Source organism: Clostridioides sp. LIBA-6822, from assembly GCF_056688955.1.
In genome coordinates, this window is record NZ_CP196995.1 from 1,276,058 (window position 1) to 1,299,972 (window position 23,915).

Sequence of the window (23,915 nt, forward strand, 5' to 3'; positions counted from 1 at the left end):
ATTAAAATGTATATAAAATTTAAATTTTTAATTATAAAACTAAAAAACGTAAAAAAAGTTATAAAAATGTAGAAATACTACATAATAAAAAACTAGTTAAATGTTATTAAAATAACTTTATTAGAGCTTTATATTATATTATTATAGCAAATGGGAAAGAATAATCTACATTAAGTTAATTTGTTAATATATTATTAGGAAAATACACAAATTACCATACTATAAATATGATATAATATAAAAAAAAAGTATATACTTTTATATTAAAAGGTGATATATTATTTATGAAAATCGTTTAATGTATACAATAATATATCTATGACAAAATAATAAAAGATAGAGTTTTATTTAGACATTTATTACAAATCAAAAATTATTACATATTATTTATAAAAATCTAAGGAGGAAATAATAATGAAAATATTAGTATTAAACTGTGGGAGTTCTTCATTAAAATATCAACTAATAGATATGACTAATGAAGAAGTTTTATGTATAGGATTAGTTGAGAGAATAGGAATAGAAGGTTCTATACTAAAACATGAAAAAGCAGGTAGAGATGATAAATACATTGTTGAACAACCAATGAAGGACCACAAAGATGCAATAGCATTAGTTTTAGAAGCTGTTGCTCACCCAGAATTTGGTGCAGTTAAAGAAATGAAAGAAATAGATGCAGTAGGACATAGAGTTGTACATGCTGGAGAAAAATTTGCTACTTCAGTAGTAATAACTCCAGAAGTAGAAGAAGCTTTAAAAGAATGTATAGATTTAGCTCCACTTCATAATCCAGCAAACATAATGGGAATAGATGCTTGTAAAGCTATACTTCCAGACGTACCAATGGTAGGAGTATTTGATACTGCTTTCCATCAAACAATGCCTAAATCTTCATATTTATATGGTTTACCTCATGAGTTATACACTAAATATGGGGTAAGAAGATATGGATTCCACGGAACTTCTCATAATTATGTATCTCAAAAAGCAGCAGAGATATTAGGAAAAGACATAAAAGATTTAAAAATAGTAACTTGTCACTTAGGAAATGGAGCTTCTATAGCTGCTGTTGATGGTGGAAAATGTGTAGATACATCTATGGGATTCACTCCATTAGAAGGATTAATAATGGGAACTAGATGTGGAGATATAGACCCAGCTATATTACCTTTCTTAATGAGAAAAGAAGGTTTAGATGCTGATGGATTAGATAAATTAATGAATAAAGAATCTGGAGTATATGGAATGACTGGTATTTCTAGTGACTTCAGAGATATAGAAGATGCAGCTAAAAATGGAGATGAAAGAGCTCAAGCAACACTAGAAGCTTATGTTAAAAAAGTACAAAAATATATAGGTGCTTATGCAGCTGAGATGAATGGATTGGATGTCGTAGTATTTACTGCTGGTGTTGGCGAAAATGGAAAGGCTATAAGAGCAGATATAGCTTCTAATATGGAATTCTTAGGAATGAAGTTAGATAAAGAAGCTAATGATGTTAGAGGAAAAGAAACAATAATATCTACTGCTGATTCTAAAGTAAAAATACTTTTAATACCAACTAATGAAGAATTAATGATAGCTAGAGATACATTAAGATTAGTAAAATAATTTAAGCAAACTGATGCCTATCAAGTAAAAATACTTGACAAACAAATGCTAGATTTGTATAATAAATTTGGTGATATGTTGAGGTGAACTTAATGAAAGTTAGCATAGAAAAAATAAATAGAAAAGAAACTGATAAAATAGACTTGAATTTTTGTGAAAAAATTGATACTATTAGTTATTGTGATGAGATTTACAAATTAGTATCACCTGTAAATTTAAAAGGGAAAGTGTCAAAGACTAATAAAGGTTTATATCTAGATATAGATGTCAATTTTACAATTGTTGACAATTGTTCAAGATGTCTTAAAGAAGTAGAAATACCATTAGAGTATTCTATACAAGGCTTTTTAGTAAAAGAAGAAGATTATGATGAAGATGATTTTGAGGAATTTGATCCTTTTATATTCGATGGCGAAGAAATCGACCTTATTGATATAATAGAACAGACATTAGATTTTAATGTACCTCATAAGGTTCTTTGTGGTGAAAACTGTAAAGGTCTTTGTCAAGTATGCGGAGCAAACTTAAATGAAGTAGAATGTTCTTGCAGTGAAATTACAAACGATGAGGAATACATAGATCCTCGTTTTGCTAAATTAAAAGATTTATTTAATTAAATTTTGACTAAGGAGGTGGCGTAAATGGCAGTACCAAAGCGTAAAACGTCTAAATCAAACACAAAAATGAGAAGAGCAGCTAACTCAAAGATGGAAGCAACAGGATTTGTAAGTTGCCCACAATGTCATGAGCCAAAATTACCACATAGAGTGTGTCCAGACTGTGGATATTATAAAGGTAAAGAAGTTGTGTCTAAGTAATAGCTTCTAAAAAAACATGTAGAGTATACTCTACATGTTTTTTTTGTACATATAAAAGGAAGATGATTTACTAGAGAAATAAGTGGATTTTATGCATATTAAAAAATATAAAAATAATAATATAAGTATTGAAAATTTTTGTGTGTTACTATATACTACTATTAGTAGCTGGTACTAATTACAGCTATAAAATTTGGAGGGAACATGAAAAAGAAAAGTAAAGCCCAAAGACAAAAAGAGCTTATAGATATGCTAAAGACGGATCCTTTTTATACTGATGAAGAATTATCAAGTCTGTTTGATGTAAGTATACAGACTATAAGATTAGATAGAATGAGTCTAAACATACCAGAGCTAAGAGAAAGAGTCAAATCAATAGCAGAAACTCAGAGTTCAAAAGTAAAGACTTTAGGAGTAAAGGAAATTACAGGAGAAATCATTGATTTATCTGTAGGGCGATTAGGTATATCTATGTTAGAAGTTACACAAGACATGATTTATTCTAAGACTAATACTTTAAAAGATACGTATATATTTTCTCTAGCAGATTCATTGGCAATGGCTATAATAGATGCACCTAAAGTTATTATGAGAGTTGCAAATGTAAAAAGTTTTAAGTTGATAGAACAACAAGACAGGCTTATAGCAAAAGCAGAAGTGTATAGAAATATAGATAAAAAGCATTATGTAAAAGTTGTTATCAATAATAAAGCTCAAGAACAAATATTTAGAGGAAAGTTTATCTTTGAAGAATTAGATTAGGAGGGTAATCATGAAGATAGTAATTGATGGAATGGGTGGAGATAATGCACCTAAATCTAATGTAGAAGGCGCAGTAAATGCTATAAAAGAATATAACGTTGATTTAATAATCACAGGAGATAAAGATTTATTAGAAAAGGAATTTTCAAATTATGAATTTGATAGAAATAGGCTAGAGATAGTTCATACTACTGAGATTATAGAAAATGAAGATAAACCAGTAAAGGCTATAAGAAGTAAAAAAGATTCTTCTATGGTAGTAGCATTAAACCTTGTAAAAGAAGGAAAGGCAGATGCTATAATATCAGCTGGAAATACAGGAGCTTTACTTGCTGGTGGATTATTTGTTGTTGGTAGAATAAAAGGAATCGATAGACCTTGCTTATGCTCAGCAATACCGAATGTAAAGCGAGGAATGACACTTATAGCAGACTGTGGCGCAAATGCAGATTGTAAACCTAAAAATCTAGTTGAATTTTCAGCTATGAGTAATATCTATGCAAGAAAAGTTTTAGGTCTTGAAAATCCTAAAGTAGCATTAGCAAATGTTGGACTAGAGGAAGGCAAAGGTAATGATTTAGTTAAAAGGTCATATGAAGAAATTAAAAAATTAGATTTAAATTTTATAGGGAATGTAGAAGCTAGGGAAGTTATAAATGCATATACAGATATAATAATCTGTGATGGATTTACAGGTAATATATTACTTAAGTCTGCTGAAGGTGTAGCTCTTTCAGTTATGAGCCTTATAAAGGAAACTTTTATGGCTAGTACAAAGAGTAAAATAGGAGCATTACTTATAAAGGATGATTTAAGAAAATTAAAGAGTTTTATAGATTATTCTGAGTATGGGGGAGCTCCACTTTTAGGTCTAAATGGAGGCGTTATAAAAGCTCATGGAAGCTCTGATGCTAAAGCTATAAAGAATGCTATAAATCAAGGAATAAAATTTGCAAAAGGAAACGTTGTTGAAGATATCAGTCAATTTATAAGCAAATATAATGAAGAAAATAAAAATAACGAAGATGAATAAACTCGTTTTGGAGGTTTAATATATAATGAATACAAAGGCTGGAATATTAGGAGTAGGAAGTTATCTACCTGAGAAATCATATGATAATTTTCACTTCGAGAAGATAATGAATACATCAGATGAGTGGATAAGTACTAGAACTGGTATTAAGGAAAGAAGATTTGCTAAAGAGTCTGAAGCAACTTCTGACCTAGCATCTAAAGCTGCCTTAAAAGCTATAGAATGTGCAAAGTTAAATGTAGAGGATATAGAGTTGATTATATTAGCGACAATTACTCCTGATATGTCTTTGCCTTCAACTGCATGTATAGTACAAGATGCAATAGGAGCAGTGAATGCTACTGCATTTGATATATCAGCAGCTTGTTCTGGATTTGTATATGGAGTAACTATTGCAAAGCAATTTGTGGAAACTGGTTGTTACAAAAATGTACTTGTAATAGGAGCAGAAACTTGTTCTAAGTTTTTAAATTACGATGATAGAACAACAGCAGTATTATTTGGAGATGGTGCTGGAGCAGCTGTTATTGGACCTGTAAGTGAAGGTGGAATACTATCTACTCATATGGGTTCTGATGGTAAAGGAAAAGATTGTTTAAAAGTACCTGCTGGAGGTTCAAGACTTAAAGCAAGTAAAGAGACTGTAGAAGCTAATCTACATACAATAGAAATGGCAGGAAGTGATGTATTTAAATTTGCAGTTAGAAAGATGGCAGAAACTTCTTTAATAGCTCTTGAAAAAGCCAATTTAAATACAACTGACATAGACTATTTAATACCACATCAAGCTAATATAAGAATCATACAAGCGTCTTCTAAGAGATTAGAACTTGATATGAAAAAAGTTTATGTAAATATAAACAAGTATGGAAATATGTCTGCTGCATCTATACCAGTTGCGTTAGATGAAGCTTATAGAGAAGGTAAAATTAAAAAAGGCGACAATGTAGTTTTAGTTGGCTTTGGTGGAGGTCTAACTTGGGGGGCTTCAGTTGTCAAGTGGACTTTATAGTATAAAATATCCAAAATGCTTTAATTGACAAAATTAACTTTATATTAAGAGTAAGGTTGATTAATAATAAAAAGTTTACTTTTATGATTTCAAGTGAAGGAGAATTGTATGAATAAAATTTGCAAAATATTAAATATAAAATACCCAGTTATCCAAGGGGGAATGGCATGGGTAGCTACTGCATCATTAGCAAGTGCTGTATCTAATGCAGGAGGGCTTGGAATAATAGCAGCAGGAAACGCACCAAAAGAAGCTATAAAAAAAGAAATTGTTGAGTGCAAAAAATTAACAGATAAACCTTTTGGAGTAAATGTAATGCTTATGTCACCATTTGTAGATGACATAATTGATTTAATTATAGAAGAAAAAATTCAGGTTATCACTACTGGGGCAGGAAATCCTGCAAAGTATATGGATAGATTAAAAGAAGCTGGAACAAAGGTTATTCCTGTAGTACCTACAATAGCTTTAGCTCAAAGAATGGAAAAGCTAGGAGCTACAGCAGTAATAGCTGAAGGTACAGAAGGTGGAGGACATATAGGAGAGCTTACTACTATGGTTTTGGTTCCACAAGTTGCTGATGTTGTCAACATACCTGTAATAGCTGCTGGAGGAATTGTAGATGGTAGAGGTATTGCTGCTTCTTTTGCATTAGGTGCTAGTGCAGTTCAAGTAGGAACTAGATTTATCTGTAGTGAAGAGTGTTCTGTACATTCAAACTACAAAAACTTAGTAATAAAAGCAAAAGATAGAGATGCGATTGTTACAGGAAGAAGTACAGGTCATCCAGTAAGAACATTAAAGAATAAATTATCGAAAGAATTTTTAAAGATGGAGCAAAATGGAGCTACTCCTGAAGAATTAGATAAAAAAGGTACAGGTGCTTTAAGATTTGCAACAGTAGATGGAGATATAGAAAAAGGCTCATTTATGGCAGGTCAAAGTGCTGCTATGGTAAAAGAAATAACACCTTGTAAAGAAATTATAGAAACTATGGTAAATCAAGCAAAAGAGATTATGCCAGCAATAGAACTGTAAATCAGGAGGAGCAAGATGGGAAAAGTTGCACTAGTATTTCCTGGTCAAGGAGCTCAATATGTAGGTATGGCCAAGGATTTATACGAAAATAATGATGTTGCTAAAAATGTAATAGATGAGGCTTGTGAAGCCTTAAAAATGGACTTAAAAAAACTTATGTTTGAAGGCAATGAAGAAGAACTTTCTAAAACTGAAAATACTCAACCTGCTATGGTTACACATAGTGTAGCGGTATTAAAAGCAGTACAAGCTCAAATAGATTTAAAATATAGTGCATGTTTAGGTTTATCTTTAGGAGAGTATAGTGCATTAGTTGCAGCAGATGCAATTGATTTTAAAGATGCTGTATGCTTAGTCAAAAAAAGAGGTAAATTTATGCAGGATACAGTTCCAACAGGTGTTGGAGCTATGGCAGCAATTTTAGGACTAGATAGAAGTATATTAGAAAATGTAGTTAAAGATATACAAGGAGGTATTGTAGAAGTAGCAAATTACAATTCTCCTGGTCAAATAGTTATATCTGGTGAAAATGAAAAGATAGAAGAGGCAATGGTAAGATGCAAAGAAGCAGGAGCAAAAAGAGCTGTTAAATTAAATGTAAGTGGACCTTTTCACTCATCAATGCTAAAAGAAGCAGGAGTAAAGTTAGGCAGTGAGTTGGAGAAAGTTAACATCACTAAACCTAAAATTGATGTAGTAGCAAATGTAAATGCAGATTACTATAAAAATGAAGGGAAAGAACTACTTATAAAACAAGTAAGTTCATCTGTTCTTTGGGAAGATTCTATAGAGAGACTTTTAAACGATGGATATGATACTTTTATAGAAATGGGACCTGGAAAAACTTTAAAAGCATTTATCAAGAAGATAGCTTCTAACAAAAAAGCAAGTGTGAATATTTATAATATAGATGGTATAGATTCTCTTAATGAATTTGTACAAAATTATAGAAATGGAGAGATATAATGATAAATCTTACAGGACAAGTAGCAGTTGTTACTGGTGGCTCTAGAGGCATAGGAAAAGAAATAGCAAAAAAACTAGCATCTTTTGGGGCTGATGTAGTAATCAATTATACTTCTAAAGAAGATGAAGCACTAAAAACTAAAAATGAAATAGAAGGAATGGGTGTAAAATGTACTTCTATAAAATGTGATGTGTCTAAATCTGATGAAGTAAATCAAATGATAGATTCTGTTGTAAAAGAATTTGGAAAAGTTGATATATTGGTTAATAATGCAGGTATAACTAAAGATGCTTTGCTTATGAGAATGAAAGAAGAAGATTTTGATAGAGTCATAGATATAAACTTAAAAGGTGTCTTTAATTGTACAAAAGCAGTTACTAAACCTATGATGAAAAAGAAGTATGGAAGAATAATTAATATGACTTCAGTAGTTGGAATTATGGGTAACCCAGGACAAACTAATTATTGTGCATCAAAAGCTGGTGTAATTGGATTTACAAAAGCTTCTGCAAGAGAATTGGCATCAAGAAATATAAATATAAATGCAGTAGCACCTGGATTTATAGAAACAGATATGACTAAAGTATTAAGTGATGATGTAAAAGAATCAACACTTGCAAATATACCAAAAAAATCTTATGGTAAACCAGAAGATGTAGCAAATGCTGTAGCATTTTTAGTTAGTGACATGTCAAGTTATATAACAGGACAAGTGATAAATGTAGATGGCGGAATGGTAATGCAATAATAAAAAATAATAATTTAAAAAGTAGAGAAATCTATTAAAATAAAAAATCTTAGGAGGTACACAATGTTTAATAAAGTTGTAGAAATAATAATAGAGCAATTAGGAGTAGAAGATAAAGAAATAACTATGGAAACATCATTAATGAAAGATTTAGAAGCTGACTCATTAGATGCAGTAGAAATAATAATGGCACTTGAAGATGAATTTGGTATAGAAATACCAGATACAGAAGCAGAAAACTTCAAATCTATAGGAGATATAGTTAAGTATATAGAAGCTAATAAATAGTCGAGCTTTAAAAAAGTGGAGGTATCCGATGAATAAAAGAGTAGTAATAACAGGACTTGGATGTGTTACGCCGTTGGGAACGGGAAAAGATGAGTTCTGGAGCAATATAAAATCTGGAGTATCTGGTATAGATAAAATAACTAATTTCGATGCTAGCACATATCAAACTCAGATAGCAGGAGAAGTTAAGAATTTTCACCCAGAAGAATATATAAGCAAAAAAGAACTGAAAAGATTAGACAAATTTGCTCAATTTGCAATAGTATCTGCAAAATTAGCAGTTGAAGATGCAAATCTTGATTTAGATAAAGTTAATAGAGAACGTGTTGGTGTTATAATAGGTTCTGGAATAGGTGGAGTTGAAGCAATAGAAACTCAACATAAAATTCTTTTAGAAAAAGGAAACAAAAGAGTAAGCTCTCTTTTTGTACCTATGATGATAGGTAATATGGCAGCTGGTCAAGTTTCAATATTTTTAGGAGCAAAAGGACCTAACACTAATGTATGTACAGCTTGTGCATCAGGGACTCATTCAATAGGTGATGCTTTTAAGGTTATACAAAGAGGTGATGCAGATATTATGGTGGCAGGAGGTTCTGAAGCTGCTGTAACAGGTCTTGCATTTGCTGGATTCTGTAATATGAAAGCTATGTCGACTAGAAATGATGACCCTAAAACTGCATCACGACCATTTGATAAAGATAGAGATGGATTTGTAATGGGAGAAGGAGCAGGTATTGTTATCCTAGAAGACTTGGAACATGCTTTAGCAAGAGGTGCTAAGATATATGCAGAAGTAGTTGGATATGGTTTAACTGCTGATGCATATCATATGACAACTCCAGCTGAGAATGGAGAAGGAGCAGCTAGGTCTATGAATATGGCTTTGAAAGATGGAAATGTTCCATTAGAAGAAGTAGATTATATAAATGCTCATGGAACTTCAACTTATTACAATGACTTGTACGAAACTATGGCTATAAAAACTGTATTTGGAGAAAAGGCATATGATTTATGTGTATCATCAACAAAATCTATGACTGGACATTTATTAGGGGCATCAGGTGCTATAGAAGCTGTTGTTTGTGCTATGAGTATAGAGGATAGTTTTGTACCTCCAACTATAAATGTACAAGAAGTTGGTGAAGATTTGGATTTAGATTATGTTCCAAATAAAGGTAAAGAAAAAAATGTTAGATATGCACTATCAAATTCTTTAGGATTTGGTGGGCACAATGCTACAATTGTACTAAAAAAATATGTATAAATAAATCATAAATATTAAATTTGAAATTAAAAAACAAGTACTTGTTTTAACTTTTAAATTTACATTGACTTAAATTCAAAGTCCCCTAAATTATTTTAGGGGATTTTTTATTAAGATTTAATTCTAGCATATGTTGTAAATCATTTTGATATATTGTATTATTAAGTATTAAGAGGTTATTTATATATATGCGAGTTTTCATTCTACAATATACAGAAGGAGGACTAAAATTTTGAATTTTAGACTACCAAATAAAAGATTATTAAAAAGTATAATTTTTATAGGTGTAATACTTATTAGTATTATTTTGTTTATAAAGTACGACCAAAATGGGCTGAAAGAAAGAGAAATTATAAATAAGGAGAAATATATGTCTGAAAGTCTTGTTTCAGATAAGAAGTATGATGAAGCAAAAAAATTGGTTAAAACGTCTTTTGAAGCTATACCAGAAAAAAAATACAATAAAGTATATAATGAAGTATGGGACATGTTAAAAACTATTTCATCTGTTCCAGGAGGAACGAAGATAGTTATTGATTCATTGGAGAAGATGAGAATGTCAGATGAAAAATTATCTGATGAGAGTAGATTTAATATAGAAAAAAGATTAGCATCAGTGTACATAATGGATAATAATTATTCTAAAGCCGTAGATTTAACTGTAAAGTCTATAAAATTGGCTGAAAAATTAGAGGACAATTATGAAAAAGCAAGGCTAGATGTTGATTTGGCGAGCATACTTTTAAAGGTAGGTGGCTATGAAACAGGAGAGAAATTAATAAGAGATTCTTTTAATATAGATATTGATGAAGGCGAAAAAAATGGAATGGTTAGATTATATGCTCTTATAAATTTATCAGAAATATATGTAGAGCTGGGAGAATATGATAAAGCTATTGAAACGAGTGGCAGAGTAGAAGACTATAAAAAATTTGTAAAGATAGATAATTACAACGATTTTGAGATAATGGCTTCTATAATGCAGGCAAATGCATATGTAGGAAAAAATGATATGCCAAAGGCAAGAACTTTTTTAGAAAGAGCTGATTATCTTATAAAATCTGACAAATCAGTCTATATATTAGATAAAGATATGTATTATTATATGGCAATGGGAAATTTAGAATATAAAAATGAAAATTATACTTCTGCAATAGATAATTATAAAAAAAGCTTAGAGATATCTAATAAAAGAAAGTTAATTCAAGAAAAAATAAGAATTTTAAACAAAATATTAAATATATATGAAAAACAAGGAAATGTAAATGCTGTAAATAAGTACCAAAAGATACTGATAAGTGAATACAAAGAGAACAAAAGGATAAGAGACTCAGAGACTAGTTTTTATATAATTGACAAAGTATCAAATGAAAGTGCATTATTTGAGAAAACTAAGAAAGAAATCAAATATTACAAAATATTATTTACAGTAATTACAATTGCTATATTAGGGTCTACTTTTTTATATAATAGACTGAAGTATTTTAAAGCACAAAACTTACATGATGGGCTTACAAATGTTTATAATCGAAAAAGTTTCGATATTATGTATGAAAAATATAGAGATAAAGATGATAATTTTGCACTTGTAATGATAGATATTGACAACTTTAAACTTATAAATGATAATTATGGACATAAATTTGGTGATGTTGTCATAAAGGGGATAACAAATACTATTTGTGTCATGTTGGAGCAAGAAGATAAAGTATTTAGGTATGGAGGCGAGGAGTTTTCTGTACTAATAAGAAATAAATCTGGTGAAGAAGTAGTAAATATAATTGACAATATAAGAATTGCAATTGCAAATAAAAAATGGGGTGAAGATGTAACTGTGACTATAAGTGCAGGTATAGCTCATATTTCTGACAGTAAGAATGTACTAGAAGAAGCTGACAAAAATTTATACAAAGCAAAACAACTTGGTAGAAATAAAGTAGTATATAAGTAATTATATGTTATATAAATAAGAGGTATAAGTATGAAACAATCAATAGCTATAGTAACTGATAAAATAACCAAATTATCATCTTTTTTAGAAGAAAATATACGTTTGGTTTTGGGTGATTACATTGATATAAACCATTACTATTTAGACAATTTAAAAGAGGATGATAAAATACAAGGTGACTTTGTATTGGTAATGACTGATGATAGATTAAATAGCATGAGAAAACATTTAGTACAAGATAGTAAGATTATAGTAGTAAGAAGGACTCTTAAAGAAAATGAAATCTATGGATTATTTTCAATCCCAAATGGAACAGAAGTATTAGTTGTAAATGATACAAAAGAAACTACCTTAGAAACAATAAGTTTGTTTTACAAGATAGGAGTAAAAAATTTAAAGTTTACTCCATATATTGAAGGAAAAATTTATAAAAATATAGATATAGCTATAACACCTGGAGTAAAAGAAAAAGTACCAAGTTATATAAGTAAAGTAATAGACCTTGGGAATAGATATATTGATATATCTACTTTTATAGAAATAATAAATGGACTTAGAATTGATGTTAAGGAAATACGTAAAAACTTAATGGCATATTCTGAACGTTTAATAAGTCTAGATAACGGAGTCAAAGATAATTATAGACAATTGTTTCTAAAAATGGAGGAACAAGATGTTATATTAAATTTATCAAAAGATGGAATAATATTTACTTCAGCAGATGGTGTTATAAATACTTTTAATAAAGAAGCTTTAAAGATTTTAGGTATAAATGAAAACCCACAAAGTAAAAACATAGAGGAAGTTATATCTAAAGATTTAAATATTTTACTTGAAGACAAAGAAATAGTTGATGAAGTTGTATTTACAAATAAAAAATATATAAATGTAAATAAAAAAAATATATTTTCTATGGGGAATAAAGCTGGTATATATTATAATTTACAAGAAATAACATATATAAAAAAGTTAGAACAAAATCTTACTAATAAATTGAGAGAACAAGGACAAATAGCTAAGTATACATTTAAAGATATAAAAACTAAAAATAAAAATATGATAAAGTGCATAGAATTGGCTAAAAAAATATCTAAATCAGACCTTTCTGTGTTAATAATAGGAGAAAGTGGTACTGGGAAAGAATTGCTATCCCAATCAATTCATAATGACTCTAATAGAAGCAATCAACCATTTATAGCAGTTAATTGTGCAGCAGTTCCAGATAGCCTATTAGAAAGTCAGTTGTTTGGATATGAGAAAGGCTCTTTTACAGGAGCTTTAAGAGAAGGAAAAAAAGGGTTATTTGAACTTGCAAACAATGGAACCATATTTCTAGATGAAATAGGAGATATGCCTCCATTGCTGCAAACAAAGTTACTCAGAGTACTTCAAGAGAAGCAGGTTATGCCTATAGGTTCTCATAATGTTGTAAATATAGATGTTAGAGTTATAGCAGCAACAAATAAAAATTTGCCAAAGATGATTAGAGAAGGAAAATTCAGAGAGGATTTATATTATAGACTGAATGTATTGCCAATAGATGTACCATCATTAAAAAATAGAAAAGAAGATATAATAACACTTATGAATTTCTTTTTAAAACATAATATAAGGCTTTCACCTGAAGTTGTAACTATCTTAGAAAAATATAATTGGCCAGGAAATATAAGGGAGTTACAAAATGTTGCTTCTTATGTAAGTCTAATGTGTGATAATATGGTTTTTAAAGAGGACTTACCACCATATATAAAGACAGAATATGTTGCTAATTATGAAGATGGATTTGGTTATACAAAAAAAGAATTTGAGGATATATTAAGAGTTCTATATGAAAGAAGAGAATCAGCTTCTGGAGTTGGAAGAGGATTTATAATTGAAAGACTTACAGATGAAGGGATTGAGATTTCTGAAAGTAAAGTTAGAAAGGTATTATCTTATTTAAGTGAGTGTGGATACATATCATCTAAATCTGGTAGATTTGGAAGTCAAATAACTTCAGAAGGTATAAATCTTTACAATAAAATGACTTAAGTGTACTGATATTAAAATAAGATATTTTGAACATAAATATTTAAATAAGTGTAAACTTTTATACTTATAAAATTCAGATTATATTATAATGGAGAGAATAGCATATATTTCAAATGTTTTAAATTAAATATTAATAGGTTAAAAAAATAGGTTTAGATAGGTAATGGGTTATTATAAAATAACCCATTACCTATTTTTATTTTCAAAAAGATTGTATATAAGATAAACAATAAAAACTGCAGTCTACAAAAGCACTGAAAATGCTAGATAAAAAATAAATATAAATAATTATAAATCTTGGCATGTATATTGCTAATTATAGGGATAAGACGACAAAATAATTAGGAGGTTTAATTATGAAATACAAAACAACAGGGACTTGTGCTACAGAAATTGAATTCGAGGTAAAAGAGAATAAAGTTACAAATGTAAATTTTATTGGTGGATGTGATGGAAATTTAAAAGGATTAAAAGTATTAGTTGAAGGTATGAATATAGAAGATGTAATTAAAAAATTAAAAGGAATTGAATGTAAGACAAAGCCAACATCTTGTCCAGACCAACTTTCTCTAGCATTGGAAAATTATATAAATATAAAATAAATACATACAACAATCGATTAGTTAGGAGCTTGATTATGAAACCAATAATAGGGATTTTAGGAAATTTAATAATAATGGAAAATGGAATGTTTCCAGGTCTTGAAAGGTCATATGTAAATAATGACTATATAAATGCAGTACTAAAAGGTGGAGGTAGTCCAGTTATTATTCCAGTAAATACAGATAAAGAAGTTATAAAAAAACAGATTGAGATGGTTGATGGAGTTTTAATATCTGGGGGATGGGATGTCAATCCTCAATTGTATGGTGAAGAAACAAGAGAAGAAACGACATTTATATACCCAGAAGTTGATGAGTTTGATTTAATTGCTATAAGTATAGCATTAGAACTTAAAAAACCTATATTAGGTATATGCAGGGGCTTACAAATCTTAAATGTAAGCTTAGGAGGAACTTTATATCAAGATAATAATCTTGTAGAAGGAAGTTATATAAAACATACACAATCTTCAAAAAGACATGTAGCTACTCATAAAGTAGATGTTAAAGAAGGTAGTATTTTAGAAGGAATCTTAGGAAAACAATTACTTACAAATAGTTATCACCATCAAAGTGTTAATCAGCTTGGAAAAAGATTAAAAGCTATAGCATATTCAAAAGATGGTATAATAGAAGCTATTCAGAAAGAGGATGAAAATTTTGTAGTAGGTGTACAGTGGCATCCAGAAATGATGATAGACCACTGTAATAAAATGGAAAAACTATTTAAATATTTTATAAATATTTGTTCAAATTTATAATATACCTTGGGGGGATTGAACATGAACGAAAAGAATAAAATGGGATTAATAAGTATTATACTTTTAGGTATTAACGCAGTTGTAGGAGCTGGAGTTTTCCTATTACCAGGAGATGCAATGAAATCATTTGGTGTAGCAAGTATATTTGTATATATGTTTGATATGTTGTTGGTTTTATCCATGGCATTTTGTTTTGCTGAGGTAGCAGGTAAATTTAACAAAAATGGTGCTGCCTATGTATATACTAAAGAAGCTTTTGGAGATTTTTGTGGTTTTGAAGTAGGTCTTATGAAATGGGTAATAGGATGTATCTCTTGGGGGGCATTAATAGTAGGTTTTCCTACATCATTGTCAGCAGTATGGGCTCCAGCAGGTGACCCTTATATACAAAAAATTATAATTGTAACTATGATAGTTGGTCTTACAATTATAAACTTATTAGGTGTATCCTTATCAAAAATTGTACAAAATGTTATAACTGTAGGTAAACTGATTCCATTAATATTATTTATAGGAATAGGTATATTTTTTATAAAAGGAGTTAATTTTACTACTTCAACAATGGTACCTCCAGGAGCTGGAGTAACAGAGTTTGGAGCAGCAGCACTTTTAATGTTTTATTCATTTACAGGATTTGAATCTATAGCAGTTGCAGCAGAAGATATGGAGAATCCTAAAAAGAATATACCAATAGCAATTATAAGTGTAATAGTAATTGCATCAATAATATACATATTAAATCAAGTTGTATGTGTTGGTATACTAGGAGATTCATTATCTAGTACATCTACACCGGTTGCAGACGCTGCAAGAATATGTTTTGGAAATATGGGTGCAGGATTGGTAACTTTTGGGACATTAGTTTCTGTGGGTGGAATTTGTATGTGTGGTGCTTTCGTAAATCCAAGAAGTTGTGTAGCTTTGGCTGATGATAAAATGTTACCTAGAATATTTGCAAGAAAAGACAAAAAAGGGACACCATATGTAGCAATAATAGCTACTATGATAATTACTATACCAATAGCCTTATCTGGAAGCTTTGCTGAATTAGCGGCAATAAGTGCAGTTGCTAGATTTATACAGTATATACCAACATCTTTATCAGTATTAGTATTTAGAAAGAAAAGACCAGAATTAGTAGGTACTTTTAAAACTCCATTTGGAGCAGTGATTCCTTTAATTGCGGTATGTGTTGGGACATGGTTATTATTCCAAGCATCTATGCATCAGTTAATTATGGGATTAGGAGCATTGGCAATTGGAGTACCACTATACTTTATAATGAAGTCTTATAATAGAAAAGTTTATGGTGAACAATTAAAGAAAATAGTTTAATTGCATTATAAAAACAAATTGAAATAAGGTTGGATATTGGCAGAAAATTAAATATAAATAAGTATATATAAGGTTATATTAAAATATTATTGATTTTTTATTTTAGTGTAACCTTATATTGTTATTAATACATGAAAAATATTGTAATAGGTTAAAAACAATAGTATTATGTTTATAGATAAAAAACTTGTTAGGAGGTAAATTTATGCCAACAATAACTTTAAAAAATGGTGTGGACATACTTATTAGAGAGGGAGTAAAAGAAGATGCTCAAAACATTATAGATTTCTATAATGAAGTGGGTGGAGAAACTCATTTTCTCTCATTTGGAAAAGACGAATATAAAGTATCTTTAGAGGAACAAGAAAACACTATAGAGGCAGCAAAAGCGTCTGATAATTCAGTGAAATTGATTGCATTTATAGATAATGAGATAGTTGGTATTGCGACAATTGATTCTAATCAAAAAGCAAAAGGAAAGCATGTTGGAGTATTAGGGATTGTTGTAAAAGAAAAATATTGGGGAATTGGATTAGGAAAAAGACTTATGTTAGACCTTATAGAATGGTGTAAATCAAATGGAATAACTAAGAAAATAACTCTTGTAACTAATGAAGAAAATCATAATGCTATAGGACTATACAAAAAGGTTGGGTTTGAAGTAGAGAGTATATTAAAGAAAGAATGTTACTATAATGGTGTTTATACAGATTTAGTAGGAATGTCACTTTTATTAGGAATATAATTAGTGTACATTTTATCTCGAAAAAAGTATATTAAGTATGGTATAATTAAAAAAGAATATAACTTAATATAATTTTGGAGGACGAATTATGAAAAATCTGTGTAAAATATCAGATGATTATTTAAACAGCAAACTGAAGTATTTAAAGTTATTATCAAAACAATATCCAAGTATATCAAAAGCAAGTACAGAAATAATAAATTTAGAGGCTATATTAAATCTTCCAAAGGGAACAGAACATTTTATAACAGATGTACATGGGGAATATGAGCCATTCGTACACGTATTAAAAAATGGTTCTGGTGTAATAAAGAGAAAAATAGAAGAATTATTTTCAAACACAATAAGGGACAGCGAAAAAAAGATGTTAGCAACTCTTGTATATTATCCTGAACAAAAGTTAGACCTAATAATTAAGCAAGAGGAAAATATAGATGATTTTTATAGAATAAATATTTATAGACTTATAGAACTTTGTAAGTATGCTTCTAGCAAATATACTAGGTCCAAAGTTAGAAAACTTTTGCCAGAAAATTTTAAATACATAATAGAAGAAGTTTTACATGAGCATGTCAAAAGTGAACATAAAGAAGAATACTATAAAAGTATAGTTGAAACAATAGTAAACATAGGTATAGCTAAAGAGTTTATAATTGCTATTTCTACAGTTATACAAAAATTAGTTGTCGATAGATTGCATGTAATAGGAGATATTTATGATAGAGGTCCAAGACCAGATATAATTGTCGATAAACTTATTGAACATCATTGTGTAGATATTCAATGGGGAAATCATGATATATTATGGATGGGTGCAGCGTCAGGTGAAAAAACTTGTATAGCAAATGCTCTTAGGATATCAGCTAGATATGCTAATTTAGATATTGTAGAAGACATATATGGAATAAATCTATTACCTTTAGCTACTTTTGCTATAGAGATGTATAAGGATGACCCTTGTAAAGAATTTATTCCAAAGATTAATGACCAAAGTGTAACAATAACAGAAAAGTCTTTGATGGCTAAGATGCACAAGGCAATAAGTATAATCCAGTTTAAACTTGAAGGTGAAGTTATAAGGAGAAGACCTGAATTTGAGATGGAACATAGACTTTTGCTTAATATGATAAACTATGATGAAGGTACAATTACTTTAAATGGAAAGACATATAAATTAAAAGATACTTATTTGCCTACAATAGACAAAAAGGACCCATATAAATTAACAATAGAAGAAAAAAATGTTATTGATAAATTAGTATCCTCATTTAGAGGTAGTGAAAAACTACAAAAACATGTTTCATTTTTATTTTCTAAAGGAAGTATATATTTAAAGGCGAATTTGAACTTACTGATTCATGGATGTGTACCATTAAATGAGGATGGAAGTTTTATGTCTATGAATATAATGGGAAAAGAGTATAAAGGTAAGGCTCTTATGGACAAAATGGAATCTCTAGCAAGAGAAGGCTTTTTCTTTAAAGATAAAGCAGAAGAAAAGTTATATGGTATGGATATTATGTGGTATTTATGGACTGGAAAATGTTCCTCATTATTTGGTAAAGATGATATGACTACATTTGAAAGATACTTTATAGCAGAAAAAGAGACTCATAAAGAAAATAAGAACCCATATTTTAAGCTTAGAGAAAATGAGATGGCTTGTAAAAGAATATTTGAAGAATTTGATTTAGAACTTGATGAATCACATATAATAAATGGTCATGTTCCTGTGGAAAGTAAAAACGGAGAGAGTCCAATAAAAGCTAATGGTAAAATTCTTGTTATAGATGGTGGTTTTTCTAGAGCGTATCAAAAAACTACTGGTATAGCTGGATATACTTTGATATATAATTCTAGAACTCTACAATTAGTATCACATGAACCATTTAATTCTGCTGAAGAAGCTATTGCAAATGAAAGCGATATTTTATCGACAACTGTTGTAGTAGAGCATAAGGCAAAGAGAAAAATGGTAAGGGATACTGATGAAGGAGTAAAAATACAGGAAGAAATAGAAGATTTAAAACTACTTTTAATGGCTTATAAAAAAGGCCTAATAAAAGAAATGTAGATATTATAGAGACACTTCATAATTGAAGTGTCTTTTTTATTGAGTAATATACCATAAAGGTTAATAATAGTAATTTAATAGAGCTTACTTAATAAGTGAATCCTAAATAAATGGGTTTACTTTTTTTTATTGATAAATATTATTTTAAAAAATATATATGTTTTGGTAATATTCCTTGTCCTTTATAAATAGAATTATATAAACAAAGGAGGAGGACAAGAAATGAATAAACTTTCTGATGAAATTATAAACTCTCTTTCTACAACTATAAGAGAAAAGGTAGAAAAAATCTCAAATAATAATCTAAATATAGAAGAAATTAGGTTACGTTCACAAAAACCATTGATACTAAATGCAAACTCTAAAGATTATTTTTATAATCAAAAAACTATGACACTCGATTTAAATCAACAAAACTCATATGTAGTGACAAGAGAAGATGTAGAGCAAACTTTTCAAATAATATGTAAATATTCGATACATTCATTTATGGATGATATAAAAAAAGGATTTATAACTTTGAGAGGAGGGCATAGAGTAGGGTTAGTTGGGAAAGCAATAGTAGAAGATGGACAAGTCAAAAATATAAAGCATATATCATCTTTAAATATAAGAGTATCGAGAGAAATCGTTGGATGTTCAAACAAGATTTTAAGTCATATCATAAATGGAAAAAATCAGATTAATAATACTTTGATAATATCGCCACCTCAATGTGGAAAAACAACTTTAATAAGAGATATAGTAAGAAATTTAAGCAATGGAAATGAGGATTATGGATTTAAAGGTTTAAAAGTGGCTCTAGTGGATGAGCGTAATGAGATAGCAGGTGCTTATCTAGGTGTTCCACAAATGGATGTTGGAATAAGGACTGATATAATAGAAACTTGCCCAAAAGACTTGGGGATTACAATGCTTTTAAGGTCTATGTCACCAAATGTTATTGTGACAGATGAGATTGGAAGCGAAAAAGAAATAAAGGCATTATATACAGCATTAAATGGAGGTATAGGATTAATAACTACTGTACATGGAGATTCAATAGAAGATATACAAAATAGAAAAGAATTAAATAGGCTTCTAGATAAAGAATTATTTAAAAAAGTTATAATTCTTTCTGCCAAAAGAGGTGCAGGGACAATTGAAAAAATTTATGATTTAGAAGAAAAGAGATGGTATTTTGCAAATTAAGATAATTATTATAGCTCTTTTAATAGGAAGTAGTTATTTGATAGGTGAACACATCTACAAGACTTATACTCGTAGACATAAACAATTGAATGATTTAATAAGAGTTTTAGAAATATTAAGGATGGACTTGTCTTTTGGACTTTATACATTGGAAGAGATTTTTAAGAGGATAGGTGAAAATAAAGAGTTTTGTTTTTGGAAGTTTTTTCTTCAAATATCAGAAGAACTTCACAATGAACAAGGCAAAACTTTGGAAATGATAATATCAGAAAATCTTGATATTTTAAACAAAGAAACTTATCTAGGTAATAAAGAAATCGAGGAGTTAAAAAATTTAATACTTACTTTAGGTAAAAGTGACATAGAGTCACAACAAAGAATGATAGATTTATCTATAGAAAATTTGAAAAAACAGACCTATGAGACAAAAGAAGATATAAACAAAAAAGGTGTATTGTATAAAAAATTAGTCACATTTATAGGCATAGGTATATGTATTATATTGATTTAAATATGGGGAGGTTTATTATGGAGATATCATTGATATTAAAGGTTGCAGGTGTTGGAATTCTAATATCAGTATTGAATATGATATTGGAAAAGACAGATAGAAAAGACTGGGCAGGACTTACTACATTAGCAGGTGTAATAATCGTATTGGGTATGGTAATAACAGAAATAAGTGACTTATTTAATACTGTAAGAACAATGTTTCAACTTTACTAAAGAGGAGGGAGTAATTTGGAAATAATGCAATTAATAGGAATTGCAATCATTTCAACTACACTCTGTTTAGTAATTAAAAAAGATAGACCAGAGATAGCAAACTTCATAGCGATAATAACTGGAGTAATAATACTATTATCAGTTATGTTTAAGTTGAACTTTATAGTAGATAGTATACAAGATTTAGCTAATAAAGCTAATATCCCGACCATGTATATATCATTAATAATAAAATTAATTGGGATAGCATATTTAATGGAATTTGCAATACAACTTTGTAAAGATTGTGGGGAAGGAAACATTGCTTCAAAGCTAGAATTTGGAGGAAAAATAATAGTTATGTCAATGTCTTTCCCTATACTTCTATCCATTGTAGAAATGGTAGTTAGCATAATTCCATAGTTATGTATCTTAATATAACTATAGGTATATTAGAGAGATTCGTTGTATTGAGGTTTATAGAGTGAAGAGAGGCATGGTTGCTTATGAAAAAAAGATTTTTACCAATGATTATAGGTTTTGTATTTACTTTCTTTTTTATAAATATTTTTGCTATTATGATATTTGCTAACGAAGTACCAAGTAGTGAAGATAAAGAATATGGTGAAACAAAAAATAGTATAGATAAATATATAGATGGTCAGTTAGACAAGCTAGATATAAATGAAATTCAAGATTATATAAATAAAGAAATAGTTATTAATGATGTTAATTTAAAATCGTTTGTAAAAGATTTAATTAGTGGCAAAAAAAATATCTTAGATTTATTCAATAAAGATGGATTGAAGATATTGATGTTTGACGAATTTAAAGCGAGTTTAAAGGTAGTAGCAGTAATTTTGGTACTGGCTTTATTATCATCTATTTTAAAAAGTCTAGAGAACTCTTTTTCATCAGGTGCAGTAAGTCAAATAGCAACATATATAATATTTATCACAATGGTATCACTCACACTTGTTGGATTTAAAGATGTATTACAAATTTGCTATGATGCAATAGACCATACTGTAGGTCTCATGCAGGTTATAATGCCAATATTGATAACATTTTTACTTTTAATTGGATTCCCAATAACATCTACTACTTTGAATCCTATCTTTATAGGAGGAGTAACATTTATAAATGTATTTTTTAAAAATTTTTTATTTGTATCAATTACTGTTGCGTTTGGAATTTTAATAATAAACAATTTATCAAAAAATATAAGGTTAAAGAGATTTTTCTCCTTTGTAAAACAAATAAATTATGTTTCTATTGGAGCTATGTTTACTATTTATTTAGGGCTTGTATCCATACAAGGATTGTATGTAACTAGTTTTGATAAATTCAGTGTAAAGACTGCTAAATTTGCTATAGGTAATTTTATTCCTGTTGTTGGTGGATTTGTATCTGATTCTGTGGATATTTTATTATCTTCATCTCAACTTATAAAAAATATATTTGGAGGAATAGGGCTTATATTACTTGTTGGAATTTGTTTACTTCCAGTTATAAAAATTTTATCCGTTATAGTAGTATACAAATTAGCCTCAATAATTGTAGAACCAGTAGGAGAAGATGGAATATCTAATTTTTTAAATGAAGTTGCAAATTTAATGATAATAATGCTAGCATCAGTAATTGCCATAACAGTAATGTTCTTTGTAACTGTAGCTATCTTGACCTCGATAAGTGTCGTAAGTCAAGGATAATATATCAATAAAAAATGATTACATTGAATCGAAAGTTTGTAGAGAGGAGGGTGCTATGTTAGAGGGCATAAAGGCATGGATTGTTAGTGTTTTAATAGGAGCATTTATAGTAAATATAGTAGATATGATTTTACCGAGTTCTAAGATAAAACCTTATGTCAACTTAGTTTTAAACTTTATGTTTGTATTTATTGTAATAACTCCAGTAGTAGGATTTTTTTCAAAAGATATGAGCTTAGAAGATAGAATCTTGAAGTCTATGGGCAACTACAACAAACAATATGTAGATAGTACAAATGCTTTAGCAAAAGAAACTGGGAACAATAGCTTATCTAAGGGATATGAGGACGGTTTAAAAGAAGTGCTTAAATTAAAACTTGACGAATATGGTTATGATTTAGAAGATATAGAGCTTAATGGAGCAAATATAAATAATATAAGAATAAAAGAAAAAAATGATAGTACAAAAAGTGATGGCAGTATTGATGAAGAAAATAAAAATAATAGTACTAAAAATAATGGAGAAAACATAAACTCTAATGACAAAGAAAATTCTAAACAAGTCTTTAAAAAAGGTGCAGAATATGGACTGAACCTAAATGAAAAAAAATTAAAAAATGACTTAATAAAGGTGCTTGATGTTTCTATAGAAGATATACAAATTGATAAATAGGAGTTGGGAGAATGTTGAAAAACTTGAATGACAAAGATAAGAGAAAGGTATATTCACTAATAACTATAGCTGGAATATGTGTGGTGTCATTAGTATTATTATCTTGTTTTCCGAGTAGCAAAAACAATAAAGAAGCTGAAAAAACAGAAGCTAACAAAAGTACTGAAAAACAAGTTACTAAAGAACAGGAAAAAGATGATTTAGAATCAAAACTAACAACAATACTATCTAAAATTGATGGAGCAGGGGATGTTGATGTAATGGTTACATTTGAATCAAGTGAAGAAATACAACCTGCTTTTAATTCAAATAATACAACAGAAACAACAGAGGAAAAAGATGCACAAGGAGGAGAAAGAACAGTTACGACTTCTAGTGAAAATAAAACAATGATAACTTCAAATTCAAGTGACCCTGTAGTTATAAAAACTACAGAGCCAAAGATAAAGGGAGTGATAGTAGTAGCAAGTGGAGCTAATGACCCAAGTGTGAAAGAAACACTTTATAGTGCAGTACAAACATCATTACAAGTAGCTGGACATCAAGTAGAAATATATTCTAAATAAATACATATAACCGGGGGGATAAATG

25 protein-coding genes are annotated in these 23,915 nt (G+C 29.1%); all 25 read left to right on the top strand.

Features of this window, described 5'->3' with window-relative positions; translation table 11 throughout:
* Positions 1-414: 414 nt before the first annotated feature.
* The 25 genes from ACTG48_RS06160 to ACTG48_RS06280 all read left to right on the top strand — a co-directional run bounded on the left by ACTG48_RS06160 (position 415) and on the right by ACTG48_RS06280 (position 23,890).
* Positions 415-1,611, top strand: coding sequence for an acetate/propionate family kinase (locus ACTG48_RS06160; protein ID WP_021383958.1), 1,197 nt, complete (start codon positions 415-417; stop codon positions 1,609-1,611).
* 92 nt (positions 1,612-1,703) lie between these two features.
* Complete coding sequence (locus ACTG48_RS06165) at positions 1,704-2,228, top strand: YceD family protein (protein WP_479918377.1); 525 nt, start codon at positions 1,704-1,706, stop codon at positions 2,226-2,228.
* Between the two features lie 24 nt (positions 2,229-2,252).
* On the top strand, positions 2,253-2,429 hold the full coding sequence (gene rpmF / locus ACTG48_RS06170) for a 50S ribosomal protein L32 (RefSeq protein ID WP_003419113.1): 177 nt from the start codon (positions 2,253-2,255) through the stop codon (positions 2,427-2,429).
* A 204-nt stretch (positions 2,430-2,633) separates the two neighbouring features.
* Positions 2,634-3,191, top strand: a complete 558-nt coding sequence (gene fapR / locus ACTG48_RS06175) for a transcription factor FapR (RefSeq protein WP_003419115.1) — start codon at positions 2,634-2,636, stop codon at positions 3,189-3,191.
* Positions 3,192-3,201: 10 nt separating this feature from the next.
* Complete coding sequence (gene plsX, locus ACTG48_RS06180) at positions 3,202-4,224, top strand: phosphate acyltransferase PlsX (protein WP_021383976.1); 1,023 nt, start codon at positions 3,202-3,204, stop codon at positions 4,222-4,224.
* A 25-nt stretch (positions 4,225-4,249) separates the two neighbouring features.
* Positions 4,250-5,236, top strand: coding sequence for a beta-ketoacyl-ACP synthase III (locus tag ACTG48_RS06185; protein WP_021383966.1), 987 nt, complete (start codon positions 4,250-4,252; stop codon positions 5,234-5,236).
* 108 nt (positions 5,237-5,344) lie between these two features.
* Entirely contained in the window at positions 5,345-6,274 is a 930-nt protein-coding gene (gene fabK, locus ACTG48_RS06190; protein WP_021383942.1) for an enoyl-[acyl-carrier-protein] reductase FabK, read from the top strand.
* 15 nt (positions 6,275-6,289) lie between these two features.
* Positions 6,290-7,240 carry an ACP S-malonyltransferase gene (gene fabD / locus ACTG48_RS06195; RefSeq protein ID WP_021383967.1) on the top strand — a complete coding sequence of 317 codons (951 nt, stop codon included), beginning with the start codon at positions 6,290-6,292 and terminating at the stop codon, positions 7,238-7,240.
* Positions 7,240-7,989 carry a 3-oxoacyl-[acyl-carrier-protein] reductase gene (gene fabG, locus ACTG48_RS06200; protein ID WP_021383965.1) on the top strand — a complete coding sequence of 250 codons (750 nt, stop codon included), beginning with the start codon at positions 7,240-7,242 and terminating at the stop codon, positions 7,987-7,989. Before fabD ends, fabG begins: the two co-directional genes overlap by 1 nt.
* A gap of 63 nt (positions 7,990-8,052) precedes the next feature.
* Positions 8,053-8,277, top strand: a complete 225-nt coding sequence (gene acpP, locus ACTG48_RS06205) for an acyl carrier protein (RefSeq protein WP_003419132.1) — start codon at positions 8,053-8,055, stop codon at positions 8,275-8,277.
* A 28-nt stretch (positions 8,278-8,305) separates the two neighbouring features.
* Entirely contained in the window at positions 8,306-9,544 is a 1,239-nt protein-coding gene (gene fabF, locus ACTG48_RS06210) for a beta-ketoacyl-ACP synthase II (RefSeq protein ID WP_021383994.1), read from the top strand.
* Between the two features lie 232 nt (positions 9,545-9,776).
* Complete coding sequence (locus tag ACTG48_RS06215; protein ID WP_479918378.1) at positions 9,777-11,495, top strand: tetratricopeptide repeat-containing diguanylate cyclase; 1,719 nt, start codon at positions 9,777-9,779, stop codon at positions 11,493-11,495.
* A 30-nt stretch (positions 11,496-11,525) separates the two neighbouring features.
* On the top strand, positions 11,526-13,526 hold the full coding sequence (locus tag ACTG48_RS06220) for a sigma-54 interaction domain-containing protein (RefSeq protein ID WP_479918379.1): 2,001 nt from the start codon (positions 11,526-11,528) through the stop codon (positions 13,524-13,526).
* A 356-nt stretch (positions 13,527-13,882) separates the two neighbouring features.
* Positions 13,883-14,128, top strand: coding sequence for a TIGR03905 family TSCPD domain-containing protein (locus ACTG48_RS06225; protein WP_021383974.1), 246 nt, complete (start codon positions 13,883-13,885; stop codon positions 14,126-14,128).
* A gap of 35 nt (positions 14,129-14,163) precedes the next feature.
* Complete coding sequence (locus tag ACTG48_RS06230) at positions 14,164-14,889, top strand: gamma-glutamyl-gamma-aminobutyrate hydrolase family protein (RefSeq protein WP_479918380.1); 726 nt, start codon at positions 14,164-14,166, stop codon at positions 14,887-14,889.
* A gap of 21 nt (positions 14,890-14,910) precedes the next feature.
* The gene (locus ACTG48_RS06235) at positions 14,911-16,224 is read left to right on the top strand and encodes an APC family permease (protein ID WP_479918381.1); all 1,314 of its coding nucleotides are present in this window, start codon (positions 14,911-14,913) and stop codon (positions 16,222-16,224) included.
* Positions 16,225-16,429: 205 nt separating this feature from the next.
* Positions 16,430-16,969 carry an N-acetyltransferase family protein gene (locus ACTG48_RS06240; protein ID WP_479918382.1) on the top strand — a complete coding sequence of 180 codons (540 nt, stop codon included), beginning with the start codon at positions 16,430-16,432 and terminating at the stop codon, positions 16,967-16,969.
* Positions 16,970-17,057: 88 nt separating this feature from the next.
* Complete coding sequence (locus ACTG48_RS06245; RefSeq protein WP_021383980.1) at positions 17,058-19,043, top strand: fructose-1,6-bisphosphatase; 1,986 nt, start codon at positions 17,058-17,060, stop codon at positions 19,041-19,043.
* Positions 19,044-19,265: 222 nt separating this feature from the next.
* Positions 19,266-20,234: a stage III sporulation protein AA gene (spoIIIAA, locus tag ACTG48_RS06250; RefSeq protein WP_021383924.1), complete on the top strand. Its 969-nt coding sequence runs from the start codon at positions 19,266-19,268 to the stop codon at positions 20,232-20,234.
* Positions 20,224-20,745, top strand: a complete 522-nt coding sequence (locus ACTG48_RS06255; RefSeq protein ID WP_479918383.1) for a stage III sporulation protein AB — start codon at positions 20,224-20,226, stop codon at positions 20,743-20,745. The genes spoIIIAA and ACTG48_RS06255 overlap by 11 nt, the downstream gene beginning before the upstream one ends.
* A 17-nt stretch (positions 20,746-20,762) precedes the next feature.
* Positions 20,763-20,960 carry a stage III sporulation protein AC gene (gene spoIIIAC, locus ACTG48_RS06260; RefSeq protein ID WP_009888937.1) on the top strand — a complete coding sequence of 66 codons (198 nt, stop codon included), beginning with the start codon at positions 20,763-20,765 and terminating at the stop codon, positions 20,958-20,960.
* A 24-nt stretch (positions 20,961-20,984) separates the two neighbouring features.
* Positions 20,985-21,362 (top strand): stage III sporulation protein AD, encoded by a 378-nt coding sequence (gene spoIIIAD, locus ACTG48_RS06265; protein ID WP_479918776.1) that lies wholly within the window; start codon positions 20,985-20,987, stop codon positions 21,360-21,362.
* A gap of 83 nt (positions 21,363-21,445) precedes the next feature.
* Positions 21,446-22,651: a stage III sporulation protein AE gene (spoIIIAE, locus tag ACTG48_RS06270; protein WP_021383990.1), complete on the top strand. Its 1,206-nt coding sequence runs from the start codon at positions 21,446-21,448 to the stop codon at positions 22,649-22,651.
* Positions 22,652-22,706: 55 nt separating this feature from the next.
* Positions 22,707-23,324 carry a stage III sporulation protein AF gene (locus tag ACTG48_RS06275; protein WP_479918384.1) on the top strand — a complete coding sequence of 206 codons (618 nt, stop codon included), beginning with the start codon at positions 22,707-22,709 and terminating at the stop codon, positions 23,322-23,324.
* An 11-nt stretch (positions 23,325-23,335) separates the two neighbouring features.
* Positions 23,336-23,890: a stage III sporulation protein AG gene (locus ACTG48_RS06280; RefSeq protein ID WP_021383956.1), complete on the top strand. Its 555-nt coding sequence runs from the start codon at positions 23,336-23,338 to the stop codon at positions 23,888-23,890.
* Positions 23,891-23,915 lie beyond the last annotated feature (25 nt).